The 17,311-nt window shown below is 63.2% G+C and carries 21 protein-coding genes; 15 read left to right on the forward strand and 6 right to left on the reverse strand.

Annotated elements, in window-relative coordinates:
- Positions 1–10: 10 nt before the first annotated feature.
- The 14 genes from HMPREF2822_RS00110 to HMPREF2822_RS00175 all read left to right on the forward strand — a co-directional run bounded on the left by HMPREF2822_RS00110 (position 11) and on the right by HMPREF2822_RS00175 (position 11,322).
- Positions 11–916 (forward strand): D-isomer specific 2-hydroxyacid dehydrogenase family protein, encoded by a 906-nt coding sequence (locus HMPREF2822_RS00110; protein WP_070519496.1) that lies wholly within the window; start codon positions 11–13, stop codon positions 914–916.
- Positions 916–1,422, forward strand: coding sequence for a DUF1707 SHOCT-like domain-containing protein (locus HMPREF2822_RS00115; protein WP_070519498.1), 507 nt, complete (start codon positions 916–918; stop codon positions 1,420–1,422). The genes HMPREF2822_RS00110 and HMPREF2822_RS00115 overlap by 1 nt, the downstream gene beginning before the upstream one ends.
- Before the next feature lie 74 nt (positions 1,423–1,496).
- On the forward strand, positions 1,497–2,765 hold the full coding sequence (locus HMPREF2822_RS00120; protein WP_070519500.1) for a glutamate-5-semialdehyde dehydrogenase: 1,269 nt from the start codon (positions 1,497–1,499) through the stop codon (positions 2,763–2,765).
- A 199-nt stretch (positions 2,766–2,964) separates the two neighbouring features.
- Positions 2,965–3,870: a cutinase family protein gene (locus tag HMPREF2822_RS00125; protein ID WP_232755518.1), complete on the forward strand. Its 906-nt coding sequence runs from the start codon at positions 2,965–2,967 to the stop codon at positions 3,868–3,870.
- A 10-nt stretch (positions 3,871–3,880) separates the two neighbouring features.
- Positions 3,881–4,738 carry a cutinase family protein gene (locus tag HMPREF2822_RS00130; protein WP_070519504.1) on the forward strand — a complete coding sequence of 286 codons (858 nt, stop codon included), beginning with the start codon at positions 3,881–3,883 and terminating at the stop codon, positions 4,736–4,738.
- Positions 4,731–5,348: a nicotinate-nucleotide adenylyltransferase gene (nadD, locus tag HMPREF2822_RS00135; RefSeq protein WP_070519506.1), complete on the forward strand. Its 618-nt coding sequence runs from the start codon at positions 4,731–4,733 to the stop codon at positions 5,346–5,348. Before HMPREF2822_RS00130 ends, nadD begins: the two co-directional genes overlap by 8 nt.
- A 107-nt stretch (positions 5,349–5,455) precedes the next feature.
- On the forward strand, positions 5,456–5,923 hold the full coding sequence (rsfS, locus tag HMPREF2822_RS00140; protein WP_070519508.1) for a ribosome silencing factor: 468 nt from the start codon (positions 5,456–5,458) through the stop codon (positions 5,921–5,923).
- Complete coding sequence (locus HMPREF2822_RS00145) at positions 5,920–6,618, forward strand: histidine phosphatase family protein (RefSeq protein WP_070519510.1); 699 nt, start codon at positions 5,920–5,922, stop codon at positions 6,616–6,618. The genes rsfS and HMPREF2822_RS00145 overlap by 4 nt, the downstream gene beginning before the upstream one ends.
- Positions 6,618–7,406: a DegV family protein gene (locus HMPREF2822_RS00150; RefSeq protein WP_070519511.1), complete on the forward strand. Its 789-nt coding sequence runs from the start codon at positions 6,618–6,620 to the stop codon at positions 7,404–7,406. The genes HMPREF2822_RS00145 and HMPREF2822_RS00150 overlap by 1 nt, the downstream gene beginning before the upstream one ends.
- A 104-nt stretch (positions 7,407–7,510) precedes the next feature.
- Positions 7,511–8,113 (forward strand): ComEA family DNA-binding protein, encoded by a 603-nt coding sequence (locus tag HMPREF2822_RS00155; protein ID WP_070519513.1) that lies wholly within the window; start codon positions 7,511–7,513, stop codon positions 8,111–8,113.
- Positions 8,110–9,360: a ComEC/Rec2 family competence protein gene (locus tag HMPREF2822_RS00160; protein WP_070519515.1), complete on the forward strand. Its 1,251-nt coding sequence runs from the start codon at positions 8,110–8,112 to the stop codon at positions 9,358–9,360. Before HMPREF2822_RS00155 ends, HMPREF2822_RS00160 begins: the two co-directional genes overlap by 4 nt.
- Complete coding sequence (holA, locus tag HMPREF2822_RS00165; protein ID WP_070519517.1) at positions 9,357–10,304, forward strand: DNA polymerase III subunit delta; 948 nt, start codon at positions 9,357–9,359, stop codon at positions 10,302–10,304. Before HMPREF2822_RS00160 ends, holA begins: the two co-directional genes overlap by 4 nt.
- Positions 10,305–10,315: 11 nt before the next feature.
- Positions 10,316–10,684, forward strand: a complete 369-nt coding sequence (locus HMPREF2822_RS00170; RefSeq protein WP_070519519.1) for an ankyrin repeat domain-containing protein — start codon at positions 10,316–10,318, stop codon at positions 10,682–10,684.
- Positions 10,681–11,322, forward strand: a complete 642-nt coding sequence (locus HMPREF2822_RS00175; RefSeq protein ID WP_070519522.1) for a LysE family translocator — start codon at positions 10,681–10,683, stop codon at positions 11,320–11,322. The genes HMPREF2822_RS00170 and HMPREF2822_RS00175 overlap by 4 nt, the downstream gene beginning before the upstream one ends.
- Here the strand turns inward: HMPREF2822_RS00175 and HMPREF2822_RS00180 are convergent.
- The 4 genes from HMPREF2822_RS00180 to HMPREF2822_RS00195 form a co-directional block, all read right to left on the reverse strand.
- Entirely contained in the window at positions 11,319–12,497 is a 1,179-nt protein-coding gene (locus tag HMPREF2822_RS00180; protein WP_232755520.1) for a type II restriction enzyme, read from the reverse strand. The genes HMPREF2822_RS00175 and HMPREF2822_RS00180 overlap by 4 nt on opposite strands.
- Entirely contained in the window at positions 12,490–13,299 is an 810-nt protein-coding gene (locus HMPREF2822_RS00185; protein WP_070519526.1) for a DNA adenine methylase, read from the reverse strand. The genes HMPREF2822_RS00180 and HMPREF2822_RS00185 overlap by 8 nt, the downstream gene beginning before the upstream one ends.
- Positions 13,300–13,563: a 30S ribosomal protein S20 gene (gene rpsT / locus HMPREF2822_RS00190; protein ID WP_070519529.1), complete on the reverse strand. Its 264-nt coding sequence runs from the start codon at positions 13,561–13,563 to the stop codon at positions 13,300–13,302.
- Positions 13,564–13,681: 118 nt separating this feature from the next.
- Complete coding sequence (locus HMPREF2822_RS00195; protein WP_070519531.1) at positions 13,682–14,203, reverse strand: type II toxin-antitoxin system PemK/MazF family toxin; 522 nt, start codon at positions 14,201–14,203, stop codon at positions 13,682–13,684.
- Positions 14,204–14,221: 18 nt separating this feature from the next.
- Between HMPREF2822_RS00195 and lepA the strand changes: the two genes are divergently transcribed.
- Positions 14,222–16,069 carry a translation elongation factor 4 gene (gene lepA, locus HMPREF2822_RS00200; protein ID WP_070519533.1) on the forward strand — a complete coding sequence of 616 codons (1,848 nt, stop codon included), beginning with the start codon at positions 14,222–14,224 and terminating at the stop codon, positions 16,067–16,069.
- Between the two features lie 125 nt (positions 16,070–16,194).
- On the opposite strand, the gene HMPREF2822_RS00205 is transcribed toward lepA, so the two are convergent.
- Both HMPREF2822_RS00205 and HMPREF2822_RS00210 read right to left on the reverse strand, forming a co-directional pair.
- Positions 16,195–16,419 (reverse strand): hypothetical protein, encoded by a 225-nt coding sequence (locus HMPREF2822_RS00205; RefSeq protein WP_154736830.1) that lies wholly within the window; start codon positions 16,417–16,419, stop codon positions 16,195–16,197.
- Between the two features lie 269 nt (positions 16,420–16,688).
- Positions 16,689–17,311 (reverse strand): HNH endonuclease signature motif containing protein (locus HMPREF2822_RS00210; protein ID WP_198530940.1); only part of this gene is annotated, 623 nt, incomplete at its 5' end.

Raw genomic sequence — 17,311 nt, forward strand, 5'->3', positions numbered from 1 at the left:
GAGGATGTGCATGAAGTACGCCATCGAACCACACCCCTGGGAGGAAACCATCGAGGTGCTCGACGCCGCGGGCTTTGAGCGCGCCCCGCTAGATGAGGCCTCCTTCCTCATCTACACCGGCGATGGCACCGACTTCCCGGAGCCGCTGCCGGAGAACATTGGCTTCGTGCAGATTCCTTCGGCGGGCGTGGACCACGTGCTTGAAGTGATGAAGGGGAGCAGCGTGCCGTGGTCGAACGCCGCCGGTGTCTATGACAACACGGTGGCGGAATCCACCATCGCGCTGCTTTTGGCGCAGCTGCATGCGCACCGCCGCGTGAACGGCACGTTTGATTCCTATGCAGAGATGGAGGCGCACACTTCCTATCTTTATGACGACAAGACGGTGGCCATTATTGGTGCCGGTGGCATTGGCAAGCGTCTGATCAGCATGCTCTCCGGCTTTGGGCCGCGCATCATCGCGGTGAACCGCTCCGGCAAGCCGGTCGAGGGCGCGGAGGAGACCTACCCGATTTCTGAAGTGGACAAGGTCTGGCCGCAAGCAGACTACTTCGTGCTCATCGCCCCGCTGACCCCGGAGACCCGCCACATGGTGGACGCGAAGGCTTTTAAGAAGATGCCGGATCACGCGGTCGTGGTCAACGTGGGCCGCGGCCCGCTCATCAACACCGAGGACCTCGTCGCGGCACTGGAGGCAGGGGAGATCGCGGGTGCGGCACTCGACGTCACCGACCCTGAACCGCTGCCGGAGGACCACCCGCTGTGGCAGGATAAGCGCGTGGTTATCACCCCACACATTGCCAATACGCAGCGCTCCGTGCGAGAAAAGATTGGCGCGCACACCGTCAAAGTGGCCAAAGCTTTCGCGGCGGGGGACAAGCTGCCTACTCTGGTTGACCCGAAGGCAGGTTATTAATGGAGAACCCCGATATCCGCGTTGGTGATGCCGAGCGTTCCGAGGCCCTGGAGCAGTTGAGCCAGCACTTCGTCAACGGCGCGTTGGGCCCCGATGAATTTGAGCAGCGCACCGGCGAGGCTGCCGCGGCGCGCACGCGCGGAGACGTCGAAAAGCTCTTTGCGGACCTGCCAGAGCTTTCCACCCCCAGCGCCACAACACCCGCACGCCGCCACGAGGCGGAGCTGGAGGACATGCTCGCCCGCGGCCGCAAGGTACAGATAGTGGATTCCGTCATCTGGTCGGTGGCGACCATCGTGTTCTTCTTGGGCCTTTTCGTCTTCGACTGGAGTTACTTCTGGCTGGCTTTCGTCGCCGGTGGTATTGCTTCGGTGGGGGTGCGCGCGATACTGAACTTCAGCGATTCGGATGAAGAGCTTTTTGATGAGCTTTCCGAAGGGGAAGAGAAAAAGCGCGCCGAGCGCCTGCGTGCCGCGGCCGAGCGCCGCCGCGAACTCGGGGCTTAGCCAAAGACCGATCAGCGCCCCATAGCTGCACAAAACCCTGACAAGCGGGCAGACCTTCCGTACGCTGGTATGGCATGAGCAACACCGAACGTGAAGAAGTTCTGTCCAAAGCCCGCGCTGCCAAGGCGGTGGCGCCACAGTTCGCGCAGCTGCCCACCCCGCGCAAGAATGAAATCCTCAACCGCGCCGCTGAGAATCTGATTGCGCACACCGAGGACATCCTCGCGGCGAACCAGCTCGATATCGAGGCCGGCCGCGCCAACGGCATGTCCGAATCCCTCATCGACCGCTTGTCGCTTGATGTCGCCCGCATCGAGGGCATCGCCGACGGGCTTCGCCAAGTAGCCTCCCTCCAGGACCCGGTAGGGGAGATCCTGCAGGGGCGCACCATGGATAACGGCATCCAGATGAAGCAGGTCCGCGTGCCGCTCGGCGTGATGGGCATGGTCTACGAGGCCCGCCCGAATGTCACCGTCGATGCCTTCGGCTTGGCCCTGAAGTCCGGCAACGTGCCGCTGCTGCGCGGCTCGAAGTCCGCGAAGAACTCCAACGCCAAGCTCGTTGAGCTCCTACAGGACACCCTCGTGGAGTTTGATCTGCCGCGCGAAGGCGTGCAGCTTCTGCCCTGTGAGACCCACGATTCCGTGCAGGACCTCATCACCGCCCGTGGCCTGGTGGACCTGGTCATCCCGCGTGGCGGCGCGCGCCTCATCAACGCTGTGGTGGAAAACGCCACCGTCCCCGCCATCGAGACCGGTACCGGCAATTGCCACTTCTACGTCGATGCCTCCGCCGACCTGGACAAGGCCATCGACATGGTGATCAACGGCAAGACCCGCCGTCCCTCTGTGTGTAACTCGACGGAGTGCGTGCTGATCGACGCTGCCCTTGACGACGCCTCGAAGCTTCGCATCATCACCTCCCTTCAGGAGGCAGGGGTTACCATCCACGGCGATGTGAAGGAGCTTGAGGCCTTCGGTGTTAAGGACGCCGTGGAGGCAACCGACGAGGAGTGGTGCGAAGAATTCCTCTCCATGGATATCTGCGCCAAGGTGGTCGACGGCGTCAACGGCGCCATCGCGCACATTGCCGAGTACACCACCGGCCACACTGAGGCCATTGCGGCCCAGGATGCTGACGTGCTGCTGACCTTCGCCAACGAGGTAGATGCCGCAGCGGTCATGCTCAACGCCTCCACCGCGTTTACCGATGGTGAGGTATACGGCATGGGCGCCGAAATCGGCATCTCCACCCAGAAGCTGCATGCGCGCGGCCCGATGGCGCTGCCGGAGCTAACATCCACCAAATGGGTGCTGCAGGGCACCGGCCAGACCCGCCCCTAGGGACAGCTAGAAAAGCTACTCGAAAGGTACTCGAAAGCTACTCGAAAAGAATTTTTCGAGGCTGACCTGCGCAAAACAATCTACTCGAAAACTTTTCGAGTAGATTGTTTGCCTTGCGCGGGGTTCGTGCTGCGCGCCGGGGGAGCACTGGGTATTCTAAAGCGCGGTAATAACAAAGAACTGAATGGTGCCTTCTCCCATGCTGTCCCGCATTGCTTCCTCCGTGGCCGCCGCCGTCATGGCCGTGTCCGCCTTCATTGTCCCTCAAACCATCTCTGCACCCGCCGCGCACGCTGACGAACAGTGCCCCGCAGTGGTCGTCGTCGCCGCGCGCGGCTCTGGCCAAAACGGTCAGGTCTACCCCACGCAGTATTCGAACCAGGGCGGCCGCGCATCCAATGGATGGGAGGGCGAATCCATCCGCGCCATGCTGCAGGGCGCCGAGGCACGCTACCAGGCCACTCACGGCGGAAATTCGCTGATGAAGGACGTCTACGTGCTGGGCCTGGAGCCGCAGTACTATCCGGCGACCTACCCGGAATACTCTGTTCCGAACGAGTCGGTTCCGAACACCGCGGCTGACCTCGTGCGCCTGGCCACGCAGTACGCCAACCCGGTCATCAACACCGCAGTCTCCGCCATCAACCAGTTCATGTACTCCGTGCAGACCGGCAATCGTGGAGTGACCAGCGCGATCAACAGCTATGAAGCCGCCACCGGTTGCCACCCGCAATACATCCTGTCCGGCTACTCCCAGGGCGCCATGATCCTGGCCAACCACGAGGTGGAACTGGCCCACCGCGGTCAGCTCGCAGGCGTCGTGACCTTTGGTAACCCGCTGACCCGCGCAGGGGACCCGGCCGTCGTCGGCGCAACCCAGGGCGCGGGCGGCCCGATGGGCTACTTCCCGCAGATGCGCGCCAACGTCAGCCGCGTGGACTACTGCCTGCCGCTCGACGCCGTGTGCGACCTCTCCGCCCAGACCCTCTACGCCGCCAAGCCCACCGGCGGCTCCCATGGCCAGTACTTCTTCACCAACCACCAGTGGGATAACCAGGTCTACGATTCCATCGGCCGCATGGTAGATGGCGTCCGTTTCCGCTAAACAGGAAAGAATGAAGTCTCTTTCTTTTCGTGTTTCCTGTGTAGCTGCCGCCCTTGGCACGGCGGCGTCCCTTCTCAGCGCGCCGGTGGCCTCGGCGAGCGGGGTCGGCACGTGCCCCGACACCGTGGTGCTTGTCGCGCGCGGTTCAGACCAGAACGAGGAGCAGGGCGAATACGTAGGCCCACAGCGTTACTCCGAACGTGCGCCGGAATCCACCGGTTTTGAGGGACGCAACTTTGCCGCTCTGTTCCGTCAGGTAGAGCAGCGCCACCCCGGCACAATGGATGGCGTTTATGTTCTGGCTTTGGGGCCGGAGGCGTACCCGGCCTCGATGAACCTGCCGCCCTTGGCGCAGGAGGGTGAAGACCTGGGCCCGCTTCAGCTTGTGCAGCGAGCGCTCGGGATTCTCCAGGAGCATTCCCTCGGGGAGATGGCGTATTCGGTGACGTTTGGAGCTGCCGACAGCCTGCGTACCGGGGCCCGGAATGCGCCGAAGGTGGTGGACAACTATGAGGCCACCACCGGCTGCCACCCGCGTTGGGTAGCCGCTGGCTATTCGCAAGGAGCGCTCGTCGCGACGAGCACGGAGGAGTACCTCGCAGAATCCGGGCGCCTGCATGGTGTGCTCACCTTTGGCAACCCCTTGCACCAAGTGCCGTGGGCTAAGAACCGCACCGGGCTGCCGGCGCAGCGCTACGTCGATTATTGCCTGGAAGGGGATTTCGTCTGCGATTTCTCCCTCGACGCCGCTAACCGCGCCCTGGCCACCAAGGCCGAGCGCCATGCCTCCTATTTCTTGGCGGAGCCTTCCGGGCAGGACATGCAGGTCATCGACTCCGTGGCCGGTATACTCACCAGCCATGACTAGTCCGCAACGCATCGGCATCATGGGCGGCACCTTTGACCCCATCCATAACGGTCACCTCGTCGCCGCCAGCGAGGTAGCCCACCGTTTCCGCCTCGACACGGTGGTCTTCGTCCCCACCGGCCAGCCCTGGCAAAAAGCCGATAAGCAGGTCACCGCCGCCGAGCACCGCTACCTGATGACCATGGTGGCCACGGCGTCGAACCCGCGCTTTACCGTTTCCCGCGTGGACATCGACCGTGAGGGGCCCACCTACACCATCGATACGCTGCGGGATCTGCGCGGAATCTTCCCGGACGCCGAGCTCTACTTCATCACCGGCGCGGATTCGGTGGCCTCCATCATGAGCTGGCGCAACTGGGAGGAGATGCTGGAGATGGCTCACTTCGTCGGCGTGACCCGTCCAGGCTATGACCTGCGCAAGGACATGTTGCCGCAGGATTCCCAGGATGACATCGAGCTGATTGAAATCCCCGCCATGGCCATTTCCTCTACTGATTGCCGCGCCCGTGCGCAGCAGGGCCAGCCGGTGTGGTACCTCGTGCCGGATGGGGTGGTGCAATACATCGCCAAGAATCACCTCTATAGTCCGCACCCGGAAAAGCCCCTGTAACGTCTGTGCCTTTCCGGTAGTCGGGCGGGGGAATTCGACTAGGAAAATGAGCCTTGTCGTGTAAGACTAGAGTTCTTAAGCAGAAAAGTACTTGTGTAGGGATTGTCATGTCGATTACTGATGAAGCACGCCGCATGGCGGAGACCGCCGCCCTGGCTGCGGATGAGAAGCTGGCCACCAACATCGCTGCTATTGATGTTTCCGACGTGCTGGCGATTACCGAGGTCTTCGTCTTGGCCTCCGCCGATACCGAGCGCCAGGTGGCGTCCATCGTGGAGGAAGTCGAAGACGAGCTGACCAAGCAGGGCTTCGAGCCCAAGCGCCGCGAAGGCAATCGCGAGAACCGGTGGGTTCTGCTCGATTATGGCCCCATCGTGGTCCACGTCCAGCGCAACGATCAGCGCGAGTTCTACGGCTTGGACCGCCTCTACCACGATTGCCCGCTTCTCGACATCCCCGGTGTAGACACCCCGGAGCGCCCCGGCGAGTGGTCCAATGACGTCAACCCGCGCGACATCGACTCCTTCGATGAGCTTCCCCTGGCTCAGCCAGAGCCGGAAGACGACGAATTATGACCCGCCGCCTCCTCCTCATCCGCCACGGCCAGACCACCTATAACGCCACCGGCCGGATGCAGGGGCACTTGGACACCGAGCTTTCGGAAGCTGGCCACTCCCAGGCTCGCGCCGCCGCGGATCTGCTCGAGGACAAAGGGATTGCCGCGATTGTCTCCTCGGACCTCATCCGTGCCCGCGATACCGCCGAGATTATTGCTCGGCGCTTGGGGCTTGAGGTGTCCGTCGATAAGCGCCTGCGCGAAACCCACCTCGGTGAGTGGCAGGGGATGACCTCCGCTGAAGTAGATGAGCAGTTTCCTGGGGCGCGTGCGCTGTGGCGCCACGACCCCACCTGGGCGCCGCCGCAGGGCGAAAGCCGCGTCGATGTGGCCAACCGTGCCCGCCCCGTGATTGATGAGCTCATGCAGAATCACCCGCAGTGGGATGAGGGGGCGGTCCTCGTCGTCGCGCACGGCGGTGCCATTTCCGCGCTGACCTGCCACCTTCTGGGCCTGGAGCACCACCAGTACGGGATCCTGTCTGGGCTGAAGAATACGCACTGGTCGCAGCTGACCGCGCGGCCCGAATTTGATGCTGCACGCCCGCTGTCCCCGCTGGAATTCACCCCGGAGAACGTCGGCCGCGCCCAGTGGTACTTCGATGGCTGGAATATGGGTGGCGCCGTCATCGGGGGCGCGGGGGCGGACGTCTAGTGATCCGCGTTGTTACCGATTCCGCCGCGGGCTTGCCGGAGGATATCGTCGAGGAGCTCGGCATCTGCGTCGTGGACCTGCACGTCATGGAAAGCCACGGCAAGGATGGCGCGGAGCTGTCCACGTCCGGGCTGACTGCCCTTGAGCTGGCTGCTTTATACGGGCGGCAGATGGAGCGCTCCGGTGATGATGGTGTGCTGGCCATTCATCTGTCGAAGGAGCTGTCCTCGACGTGGTCGGCGGCGGTGACGGCCTCCGGAGTTTTCCCGAACAACGTGCGCGTTATCGATTCCGGCACCGCCGGGATGGCGATGGGCGCGGCTGCCATGGCGGCGGCCAGGCTTGCGCAGGAGGGCGCTTCCCTCGACGAGTGCTATGCCGCGGCCATCAACACCCTTGAGCGCGGGCACACCTTGGTCTACCTCAGTTCGACGGAGGAGCTTCGCCGCTCCGGGCGCATGTCCGCGGCCACGGCGATGCTGTCCACTGCGCTGCTGGCCACCAAGCCGATCATGGCCATTCAGAGCGGCAAGCTGGAGATGGTGGGCAAGACTCGAACCCAAACCAAGGCCTTTACCAAGCTCGTGGACCTGGTGGCCTCCCGCGCCGAGGGCAAGCCGGCCTTCATCGCGGTGCAGTACAACGAGGACAAGGTCTCGGCCCGCCGGCTGGAGGACTTGCTGCGTTTGGCCCTGCCGGATTCCTCTTTCATGCTGGTGCCGCTTACCGACGTCCTCGCAGTCCACGTCGGCCCCGGAGCCATCGGCGTCTCCGCGGTCTTTAGCTGACGGCGGAGCCGAGCTAAAGACGTTGTTGACGTCTTCAACAAGTTATCCACAGGCTGCGGCTTAAGCCCTCGACGGGGGTGTGGACGCTGCGTAGCGTCGCGGGCATGAACGCCATTGCTGATCGCCTCCGCGACCTCACCCGCCCGACCGGGGAAGAAGAACTGCTCAACGTCGACTTTCCGCGCGTGCGCGTCCCGCCCTGGTTGGCGCTGGCTGTTGTAGGCGTGGCCGGCGTTGCACTTCTGGCCTGGCTGGGGGCGAGCCGCAGTGCGGAGAACCCCTATGAGGTTGCTGCGCCGAGCAGCGAGGCGGCGGCGGATATCGTGGTTGCGGTCGTGGGTGAGGTAGAGCAGCCGGGGTTGGTGACCTTGGCGCCTGGTGCGCGCATTAACGACGCCCTCGAGGTGGCGCGCCCGCGCGTGCCCACCGATAACCTCAACCTGGCGCAGAAGCTTAACGACGGTGAGCAGATCACCGTCGGCGCTCCACCCGCTGCCCCAGGCGCTGCGGCCGAAGACACTATCTCCCTCAACTCCGCCAGCGAGGAGGAGCTGACGGAGCTTCCGGGTATTGGCCCGGCCACGGCGGCGGCGATCATCGCGCACCGCGAGGAGATCGGCAGCTTCACCACCGTGGAGCAGCTCATGGACGTCTCCGGCATTGGGCCGGCGAAGTTCGCCAAGCTGAAGGACAAGGTCCGGCCGTGAGAGAGCTGCGGCTCGTGCCCGCTGCGGTGGTGGCGTGGCTGGCCACGCTCGCCGTGCTTTTCGGGCATCCGTGGTTGTTGGGCGGGCTGGTGTGTTTCGCGCTAGCGCGTGGTCAGTGGCGCGGGCAGGGCATCTTGTGCGCGGCGAGCGGGGTCATCTTCGCCACCCTGGCTTATGTGCGCTCGGTGCGCGCCGCGGCGTTCCACTTCGGCTCGGAGGTGACGGGAAAGCTCGCCGCCGACCCGGTTCAGACGGCATCCGGGTGGATGGTGCGCCTGCGCGTGCCGGGCTACCCGGCGCAGCTGCCCGTCTTCCTCAAGGAGGAACCGGAGGCCTTCGGTGGCTCGCTGGTGACGGTGCACGGTCACCCCGGCCCCTCGGATCAGGTAGGGGTGGGCACAACCGTCTTCAGCGGCGAGCTCACCGCGCACGCCCATAGCTGGACGGCGACGGTCGCAGAAAACTTCCGCGCCGTGTGTGACAACGGTCTGATTCCCGGCATGGTCTTGGGCGATACCAGCCTGCAAAGTCCCGAGGATAAGCAGCTCTACATCGACACGGGTCTATCGCATTTGAGTGCTGTGTCCGGCTCCAACGTTGCCATCGTGTGCACCGCGGCCGCGTTGGTGGTGCCGGGGCAGAGGGTGAGGGTGGGGGCGTCGGCAAGCGCGTTGGCGTTGTTCGTGGCACTTGTGGGGTGGGAACCCTCCGTCCAGCGCGCCACCGTCGCCGGGCTGGCGGGACTGGCGGCGGTGCTCAGCTCCTCGAAGATGGAACCGCTCCATGCCCTGGCTCTTGGCGTGCTCTTTCTGCTCGCGGCGGACAGCGACCTAGCGGTCAGCTTCGGCTTCGCGCTCTCCGTCGCGGCCACCGCCGGCATCGTAGTACTCAGCCCGCTGCTATTGCGGGTGCTGGGCACGGGCATCGTGGCCCGGGCCTTTGCGGTCGCCATCGCCGCGGACATCGTGACCATGCCGCTCATTGCGCTGATGAGCGGGCGGGTCTCGGTGGTGTCAGTCATTGCCAACGTGCTGGTGGCCCCGGTCGTGCCTATTATCACCGTCGTGGGGCTCATCGCCGCCGTCCTGGCGCAGGTGGGGTGGGGCAGGCCCCTGGTGATCCTTATTGAGCCGCTGGCGGATTGGATCCACTTCGTCGCCTCCTCCATGCCGGTGACCACCGTGGCGGCGGGGCCCGTCGCGATGCTCCTACTTGGCGGGTGGGTCATTGCGGCGTTGCTAAGATGACAGGCATGTCTTCTGCCCCCGTGCACCTCATCCTCGGTGATGATGAATTCCTGGCCGAGCGCGCCCGCCTGTCCATCCAACAAGGTGAGGTAACCAAGCTCAAGGCCTCCGAGGTCAGCGAGGGCGAAATCCTGGAAGCCACCAGCCCCTCCTTGTTTGGGGAGGACCGCGTCATCGTCATCAGCGACGTGGAGAGGGCCGGCAAGGAGGTCACGAAGATCCTCCTCGACGCCTGCGCTAACCCCATGCCCGGCATCACGCTCATCCTGATGTACTCGGTGACGGCGAAGACGCTGAAGAAAAAGAAGAAGCCGCCGGAGCTCATCGCGGCGCTGCGCAAGACGGCCGAGGTACACGAGGTCTTTTCCCTCTACCCGAATGAGCTCGCGCAGTGGGCTACGCGTGAGTTCGCCTCGCACGGGGTGCGGCCTACACCGGATGTGGTGCAGGCGCTTCTCGACGGCGTCGGCTCCGACCTCCGCGAGCTCGCCTCCGCCATCTCGCAGCTCGTCTTCGACACAGGCGGCAAGGTGACCCGCGAGGCGGTGCACGCGTACTACGTAGGTGTGGCCGAGGTGGCTAACTGGGATATCGCGGATGCCGCTGTGGCAGGCCGCGTGGAGGCGGCGGTGTCCACGTGCCGCCGCGCGCTGCAGTTGGGGGCGAGCCCCGTGGCCATTGCATCTGCCCTGGCGAACAAGGTGGGCAACATCGCGCGCCTCTACACCGCGCGCGGGGATCAGTATTCCCTGGCCTCCCAGACCGGCATGGCGCCCTATGCCATCAAGCTCACCCAGCCGGTGGCGCGGCGCTGGTCGGGAGAGAATATCACCAAGGCCGTGATCCTCATGTCGGAGCTGGATGCCGCGGTCAAGGGTCAGGGCGGGGACGAGGACTTCGCCATCGAGGCGGCCGTTAAGCGGGTGGCGGAGCTGGCGCGCTAGACTAACCCTCCATGGATGACATCCAGAACTTTGCCACCAAGCTTTTTGATTTTGCCCGCAACGGCGATGCCACGCTGCTCGAGTACATCAAGCAGGGCGTCAACGTGGACATGGTGAACCAGGACGGGCAGTCCTTCATCATGCTCGCCGCCTACCACGGCCATGCGGAGCTGGTGCGCCAGCTCGCTGCGGCGGGTGCCGACGTCAACCTCCTCAACGATCGCGGCCAGTCGCCGTTGGCCGGGGCTATTTTCAAGAAGGAAGACGCGGTGATCGACGCCCTTCTCGCCGCCGGCGCCGACCCCACTGCCGGCCAGCCAAATGCCCTCGACTCGGCTCGCATGTTCGGCCGTGAGGATCTTCTCGAGCGCCTGTCATGAGCTGGTCCGCGTTTGCGGCCATCCTCCTCATGAACCTCGTCGGCGCGGCGGCACCCGGCCCCGACATTGTGCTGGTGACACGCTATGCCACGCGCTCGCGCCGCCACGCCATCGCGGCGTCGACGGGCATTCAGGTCGGCGTGCTGTTCTGGTGCACGCTGACTGTGTTTGGCGCGGCCGCTTTGCTGACCGCCTTCCCGGGAGTTCTCTCCCTGATTCAGGTGATTGGCGGTTGCTTCCTCGTCTTCATGGGCGTGCTGTCCATTCGCTCCGGGCTAGAGCTGCGCAAGCAGCCGCCGGTGGATGAGGAGGAGGCCGCCGCCCGCTTGGGCTCGGTGGGCAAGGTCTTCCGCACGGGGTTGGCCACCAACCTATCCAACCCCAAGATCGTGCTCTTCCTCGCCGCTATGATCGCCCCGTTGCTGCCGCCGCACCCGCCGGTGTGGCTTTCGGTGGCGTTGGTGTTGAGCTTGTCGCTGTCGAGCTACCTGCTCTTCGTTGTCCTCTCGGCGGTCATCTCGACCCGCGCGATCCGTCGCCGCCTGCTGGCCGCCGGCCCGTGGATCGACATCGGTTCTGGGGCCTTCTTCGTGGTGGCCGGCTGTGCGTTGGTGTGGGCCGGTATCCAGGCCGCCTAAGACTGATCGAGTAGCTCTTTGAGCCACTGGGACCACGCCGCGACCGTGGCGGAGCGGCGGCGCAGAGTCGTCTCACTCAGGCCCAGGTTCGCCGCGCGCATGAACCCGGCCGCCTCATTCTTGCTCAGCGCGCAGTGCTTATCGACGACATACCGCACCATCTCCCGGAACACCGGCCGCGAGGCCAGCGCCTCAACGAGGGCGAGGTTGCGCTCGTCGCGCGTGCCGCTGAGCTTGGTCAAACCTAAGTAGCGGGCGGCGTTGGTGTAGTAATCAGCCTGGCGCGGGGTAAAGCCGAAGGCCTCGGGCATCTCCGCCTTCGGCACGGGGTTCTCCAGCAAGCTGATGACGCGGGCAAAGGAATCCGCCTGGGGGAAGGGAACGCGTGTGCCGTGGACCTGCGTGTGCTCCAGAACCTCGCGCACCGCCGCATCAGTCACACCGGACTCGCCCAAAACGTAGCGCGCCGCGCTCACCAGCTCGATGCTGCGGAAGTCCTCCGGCTGCCTAAACGCGTAGCGGTAGAAGTGAAATATGCCGTTGGAATAGACCAGGTACACCGGCACCACTTCTTTATCTAGAGCCAGCGAGAAGCGGCGGAAAGGGAAGTAGAGCTGGCGGATGTTGAAGTCGGGGGAGACGTGGTTCTTCGCCTCCACGAGCACGAGGTGCTCGGCGGATTCGAAGCCGGCGTCGATCTCCATCTGGGCGCGGTCCACCTCGATATCGCGTCCGCCGACCCGCATGGGCAGCGTGAGCGTCGACATGCGCCCGCTGACGGTCGGTACCAACTCACCGCCCAAGAAATCATCGAGCATGCCGCTTAAGTGTGCTGCGGTCAACGCTGCGGCCTCCGAGGTCAGGTTCTCGAAGTCAATGGACTGGATGTGCCCCGGAACCGGCATCGACTTCAGCGGCCCGGCCTCCTCCGGGAAAGGCTGGTACAGGTCAAAGCGGCCAATCAGGTAGGCATCGCGGCGAATCGGCAGCATGGACAACCCGTGCTGCCGAAACACCTCGGGGCGCGCGGCGGAAAAATCATGCTTGGCCATCAACCGCGGCTCGCGCCCGGAAAGCTCCTTGAGCTTCGCGGCGGGCAACACCACATAGCCCTGGTCCGCGATGTCGGCGGCGAGGTGGGGATAGACACGGTCCCAGGCGGCGTCGTTAAGCATAATTGCGCACGAGCACCTCATCGACCTTGCCGCGCTTCGACGCCACGGAATTCACCGCGCGCGTAGCCCCCACGATCTCGATGCGATAGTCCGCGTACAGCTCCTTGATGAAGTCCGTCGCCGAATTCGACAGCAGGAACTTCACCCCGCGCGCAGTAAGGGCATCGCAGGTTTCCTTCAGCCGAATCTGGTCCTCGCGGCCGAAGCCCCCCGACTGATAGCCGGTGAAATTGCTCGTGGGGTTGACCGGATCGTATGGCGGATCGAAGTAAACAAAATCCCCCTCGTTGGCCTCCACCGCGGCATAATCGCCGTTATAGAACGTCACGTCGTGGGAGGACAGGTACTCCGAAACCGCGCGCAGATTCGGCTCATCACAGATCTTCGGGTTGGCATAGCGGCCAAACGGGGCGTTGAACTGACCCGAGTTATTCACCCGATAAAGACCGTTGTAGCAGGTCTTATTCAAATAAATCGTGCGTGCAGCCCGCTCCACGGGACTCAAGTGCGCAAACTCCGGCTCGCGGTCGCGGGCGCGCATCTCGTAGAAGAAATCCGAATCATTCGGATAGCCCTTTAAAAGGGCAATGAGCTCGTCCACGTCATCGCGGACCACCTCGTAGACGGTGATGAGCTCGGTGTTCAGGTCATTGACCCGGGCGCGTTCGGGCGCCAAAGAAAAAAGAACCGCCCCGCCGCCCAAGAAAGGCTCGACATAAGTGTCGAAGCTCTCGGGCAGCATGGAGTGGATAATGGGTAGCAGTTGGCGCTTTCCCCCCACCCACTTCAGGAGCGGTTTCATTTAGGCCATCTTGTTGAAGGCGTTGGCCATACCGGACTTCTTGTTAGCCGCGGTGTTGCGGTGGAAGACGCCCTTGGACACGGACTTGTCCAGTGCGCGGGAAGCAACGCGCAGCTGCTTCTCGGCTGCAGCCTTGTCACCAGCGGCGACGGCCTCGCGGAACTTGCGGATCTCGGTACGCACGGCGGAGCGTACGGACTTGTTGCGCTGACGAGACTTCTCGTTGGTCAGGATGCGCTTCTGCTTGGACTTGATGTTTGCCATCGATATACCTCTTAGAGTCGTAGGAATTCTTTACCGAGGAAGGCGGACCCAAGGTCCTGACCGCCAGCGTGCCCCGGCATCCCAAGAAATTTATCAGGGCGCAGGCTAAATCCCCAAATCACGCCCAGTGATAGCGGGAGCGCAGGCGGTTGGCAATGCGCTCGAAGCGGCGTTCCGGAAAGAGCGTTCCCTGCCGGCGGCACTGTTCCTCCGAAATCTCCAGCACTCGATCCATCCGCACCCAGCATTGCCGGCCGGTTTCATCCCACTCGCCGGTGCCGATATCGAGCCACTCTTCTTTGTTCGCGTGACCCGGGTTGGAGGAGATGAGAAGGCCGAGCACCGTGGTGCGCGTGCGGGAGACAATCAGCACTGCGCGCTCGCGCGGCGGGGATTGCTTGCCATCGGAGGGCGCCCACACCCACACGACCTCCCCGGAGTCAGCCTGCCCGTCCATGTCGGGGGTGAAGAAGACGCTGCGCGGGTGGGCGGAGGCGGCCTCGACGCGGATATCGGCGGCCTTGCGGGGTTCCGTCACGGAATCGTTTTGGTTCAACCCCAAGCGTTCGGTGATGCGCTCGAGGCCGGCGTCGACAGGCTCGGGGCCTCCGATGCCGAGAATGCGGGCCAACCTAGACATGTCGTCTATTCTAAACGCATGTCTACAAACTTCGCGGCTACTACGTTTACGGATCCGTCCAAGATCCGAAACTTTTGCATTATCGCCCACATCGACCACGGCAAGTCGACGCTGGCTGATCGCATCCTGCAGTTGTCGCAGGTGGTGGAGGAGCGCGACATGCGCGACCAATACCTCGACAACATGGATATCGAGCGCGAGCGCGGCATCACCATTAAGGCCCAGAACGTGCGCCTGCCCTGGATTCCCCAGTCCGGTCCCCTGAAGGGGGAGGAGATCGTCATGCAGATGATCGATACTCCCGGCCACGTGGACTTCACTTACGAGGTCTCCCGCGCGCTGGAGGCGTGTGAGGGCGCCATCCTGCTTGTCGACGCCGCCCAAGGCATCGAGGCCCAAACCCTGGCCAACCTTTACCTGGCCATGGAGAATGACCTGGAGATCATCCCGGTCCTTAACAAGATTGACCTGCCCGCGGCCGACCCAGAGAAGTACTCCCTGGAGATCGCCCACATCATTGGCTGCGAGCCGGAAGAGGTGCTGCGCGTCTCCGGCAAGACCGGCGAGGGCGTGGCGGAGTTGCTGGACAAGGTTGCGGAGCTTGTCCCGGCGCCCACCTCCGAGTTCGGGCCCGATGCCCCGGCCCGTGCCATGGTCTTTGACTCGGTTTATGACACCTACCGCGGCGTGGTGACCTATATCCGCATGATGGACGGCAAGCTCACCCCGCGCCAGAAGGTCACCATGATGTCCACGGGTGCCAACCACGAGCTTCTGGAGGTGGGCATTGTTTCACCGACCATGCAGAAGTGCGAGGGCCTAGGCCCGGGCGAGGTAGGCTACCTCATCACCGGCGTAAAGAACGTGCGTGAGACCAAGGTGGGTGACACGATTACGTGGGCGTCGAATGGCGCGAGCGAGCCGCTCAAGGGCTACGCCGACCCGAACCCCATGGTGTACTCGGGTTTGTTCCCGATCTCCCAGGCAGACTTCCCGGACTTGCGCGATGCACTGGAGAAGCTGCAGCTTAACGACGCCTCCCTCACCTTCGAGCCCGAGACCTCCGTGGCCCTGGGCTTCGGCTTCCGCTGTGGATTCTTGGGCCTGCTGCACATGGAAATCACGCGTGACCGTTTGGAGCGCGAGTTTGGATTGGACCTGATTTCCACCGCCCCGTCGGTGACCTACCGCGTGGTGGCAGAAGACGGCGAGGAATCGTATGTGCACAATCCCTCCGACTGGCCGGCGGGCAAGCTGCGTGAGGTTCACGAGCCGATTGTGAAGATGACCATCATCGTGCCGGAGGAGTTTGTGGGCCCGACGATGGAGCTGTGCCAGTCCAAGCGCGGCCAGATGGGTGGCATGGACTACCTGTCTGAGGACCGCGTGGAGCTGCGCTACACCATGCCGCTGGGTGAAATCATCTTCGATTTCTTCGACATGCTGAAGTCCCGCACCAAGGGCTACGCTTCCCTCAACTACGAGGAGGCTGGCGAGCAGCTGGCGGACCTGGTGAAGGTGGATATCCTGCTCAATGGTGATCCGGTGGATGCCTTCTCCGCCATCGTGCACCGTGATTCCGCGCAGTGGTACGGCAACAAGATGACGAAGAAGCTCAAGGAGATCATCCCGCGCCAGCAGTTCGAGGTGCCGGTCCAGGCGGCCATCGGCTCAAAGATCATCGCGCGTGAAAACATTCGCGCGATGCGCAAGGACGTGCTGGCCAAGTGCTACGGCGGCGATATCTCCCGTAAGCGCAAGCTGCTGGAGAAGCAGAAGGCCGGTAAGAAGCGCATGAAGTCCATCGGTTCCGTTTCCGTGCCGCAGGAGGCCTTCGTGGCGGCGCTGTCCACGGACGCCGACTAACGCATCGAGCACCTCCGGTACCGGTCGGGCCACCATCACTGTCTGGAGGTATTGGTGCTGATCAGGGCGAACTTGCGCTGTTGGAGGCTGAAAGCGCCCGGTTTGATATGGTGCCTTCAGCCTGCCTACTGGGCGTTAAAGGAGTAGCTGCCGGTGAGCTGATTGTGGATTGTCACCGAGTAGTCTTGGCCGTTGGCGGTGGCGCCGTCCACAAGCATGGCGAGCTCTTGTGAGTTGTAATAGCGGCTTAGGCCCACGTAAAGAATAAGCAGGAGGATGCTGCCCGCGACTGCGATTGAAGTGGCAATCTTCCACACGCTTACTTGGTTGGTCACGAGTGGTCCTTTCATGCGTGAAAACTTCGGTCACTGTAGCTACTAGTACGATAACAAGTCTTTTATGTGCACGGTATTGAATTAGAACCAGTGCACCCATTATTCCGGGGAAGTTCAGGCAGGGATCACCGGTTTTCGTCTCAACCTGTCCTAGGCTGACGAGTGCGCTGACTTAAGGATCGCCGATATGCCCGCGTGCCTTGATGTGGTCCGCGGGTGGCAGTGTTGTCACTGGTGGTTAGCTGTTTCCTTTCTGCCGTTGCTGTGTTTGGTGGCTGTGGGTGTTAGCTGCTGTCGGGTGGTGGGTCTGGTGGCTGTCCTGCTTGTTCGGCGTTGAGTCTGGCTACTGCTTCTTGGTATTCGGGCATTGCGGTGATTGGTGTACCCCAGGGTGGGATGAAGGCCACCCCGGTGTTGAGCCGGTACATGTAGCCGCGCCCGGTAGGTCTTTGTGGGTCATCATCGTTAATCCCGTTGTGGTAGGCGCACAGGAAGGTCAGGTTCTTGATGTTGGTGTAGCCGCCTGCCTGCCAGGGGATGAGGTGATGGACTTGGCAGTAATCAGCCGGCTTGTTACAGCCTGGTCTTGAACAGGTGTGGAATTCAGCATGCAGGGTAAGGCGTTGTTTGAAGTTTGCTCCACGCTCTAGCCGCCAGGTGTCGATGGGTCCTTCAATAGGGTGCACGATGGTGGCATACCCTATTTCAGCAAACTTGTGGGTTAAGAATTCCGCCCCGGTCATTCGCCCGCCGTTGGTGAGGTTGAGCTCTATTTCATCGCCCTCGCCGTTAATGATCTGGTCTAGCTCGTTGAGGGTGACGATGACTTGGGTGCGCACTGCCGGTTTGGAACCGGTGCTTTCTTTGAAGAAGACGTCGTTGGCGGCTTGAAGCAGGTCGGTGGTGT

This window comes from Corynebacterium sp. HMSC062E11 (assembly GCF_001811845.1).
Classification (GTDB): Bacteria; Actinomycetota; Actinomycetes; order Mycobacteriales; family Mycobacteriaceae; genus Corynebacterium; species Corynebacterium hesseae.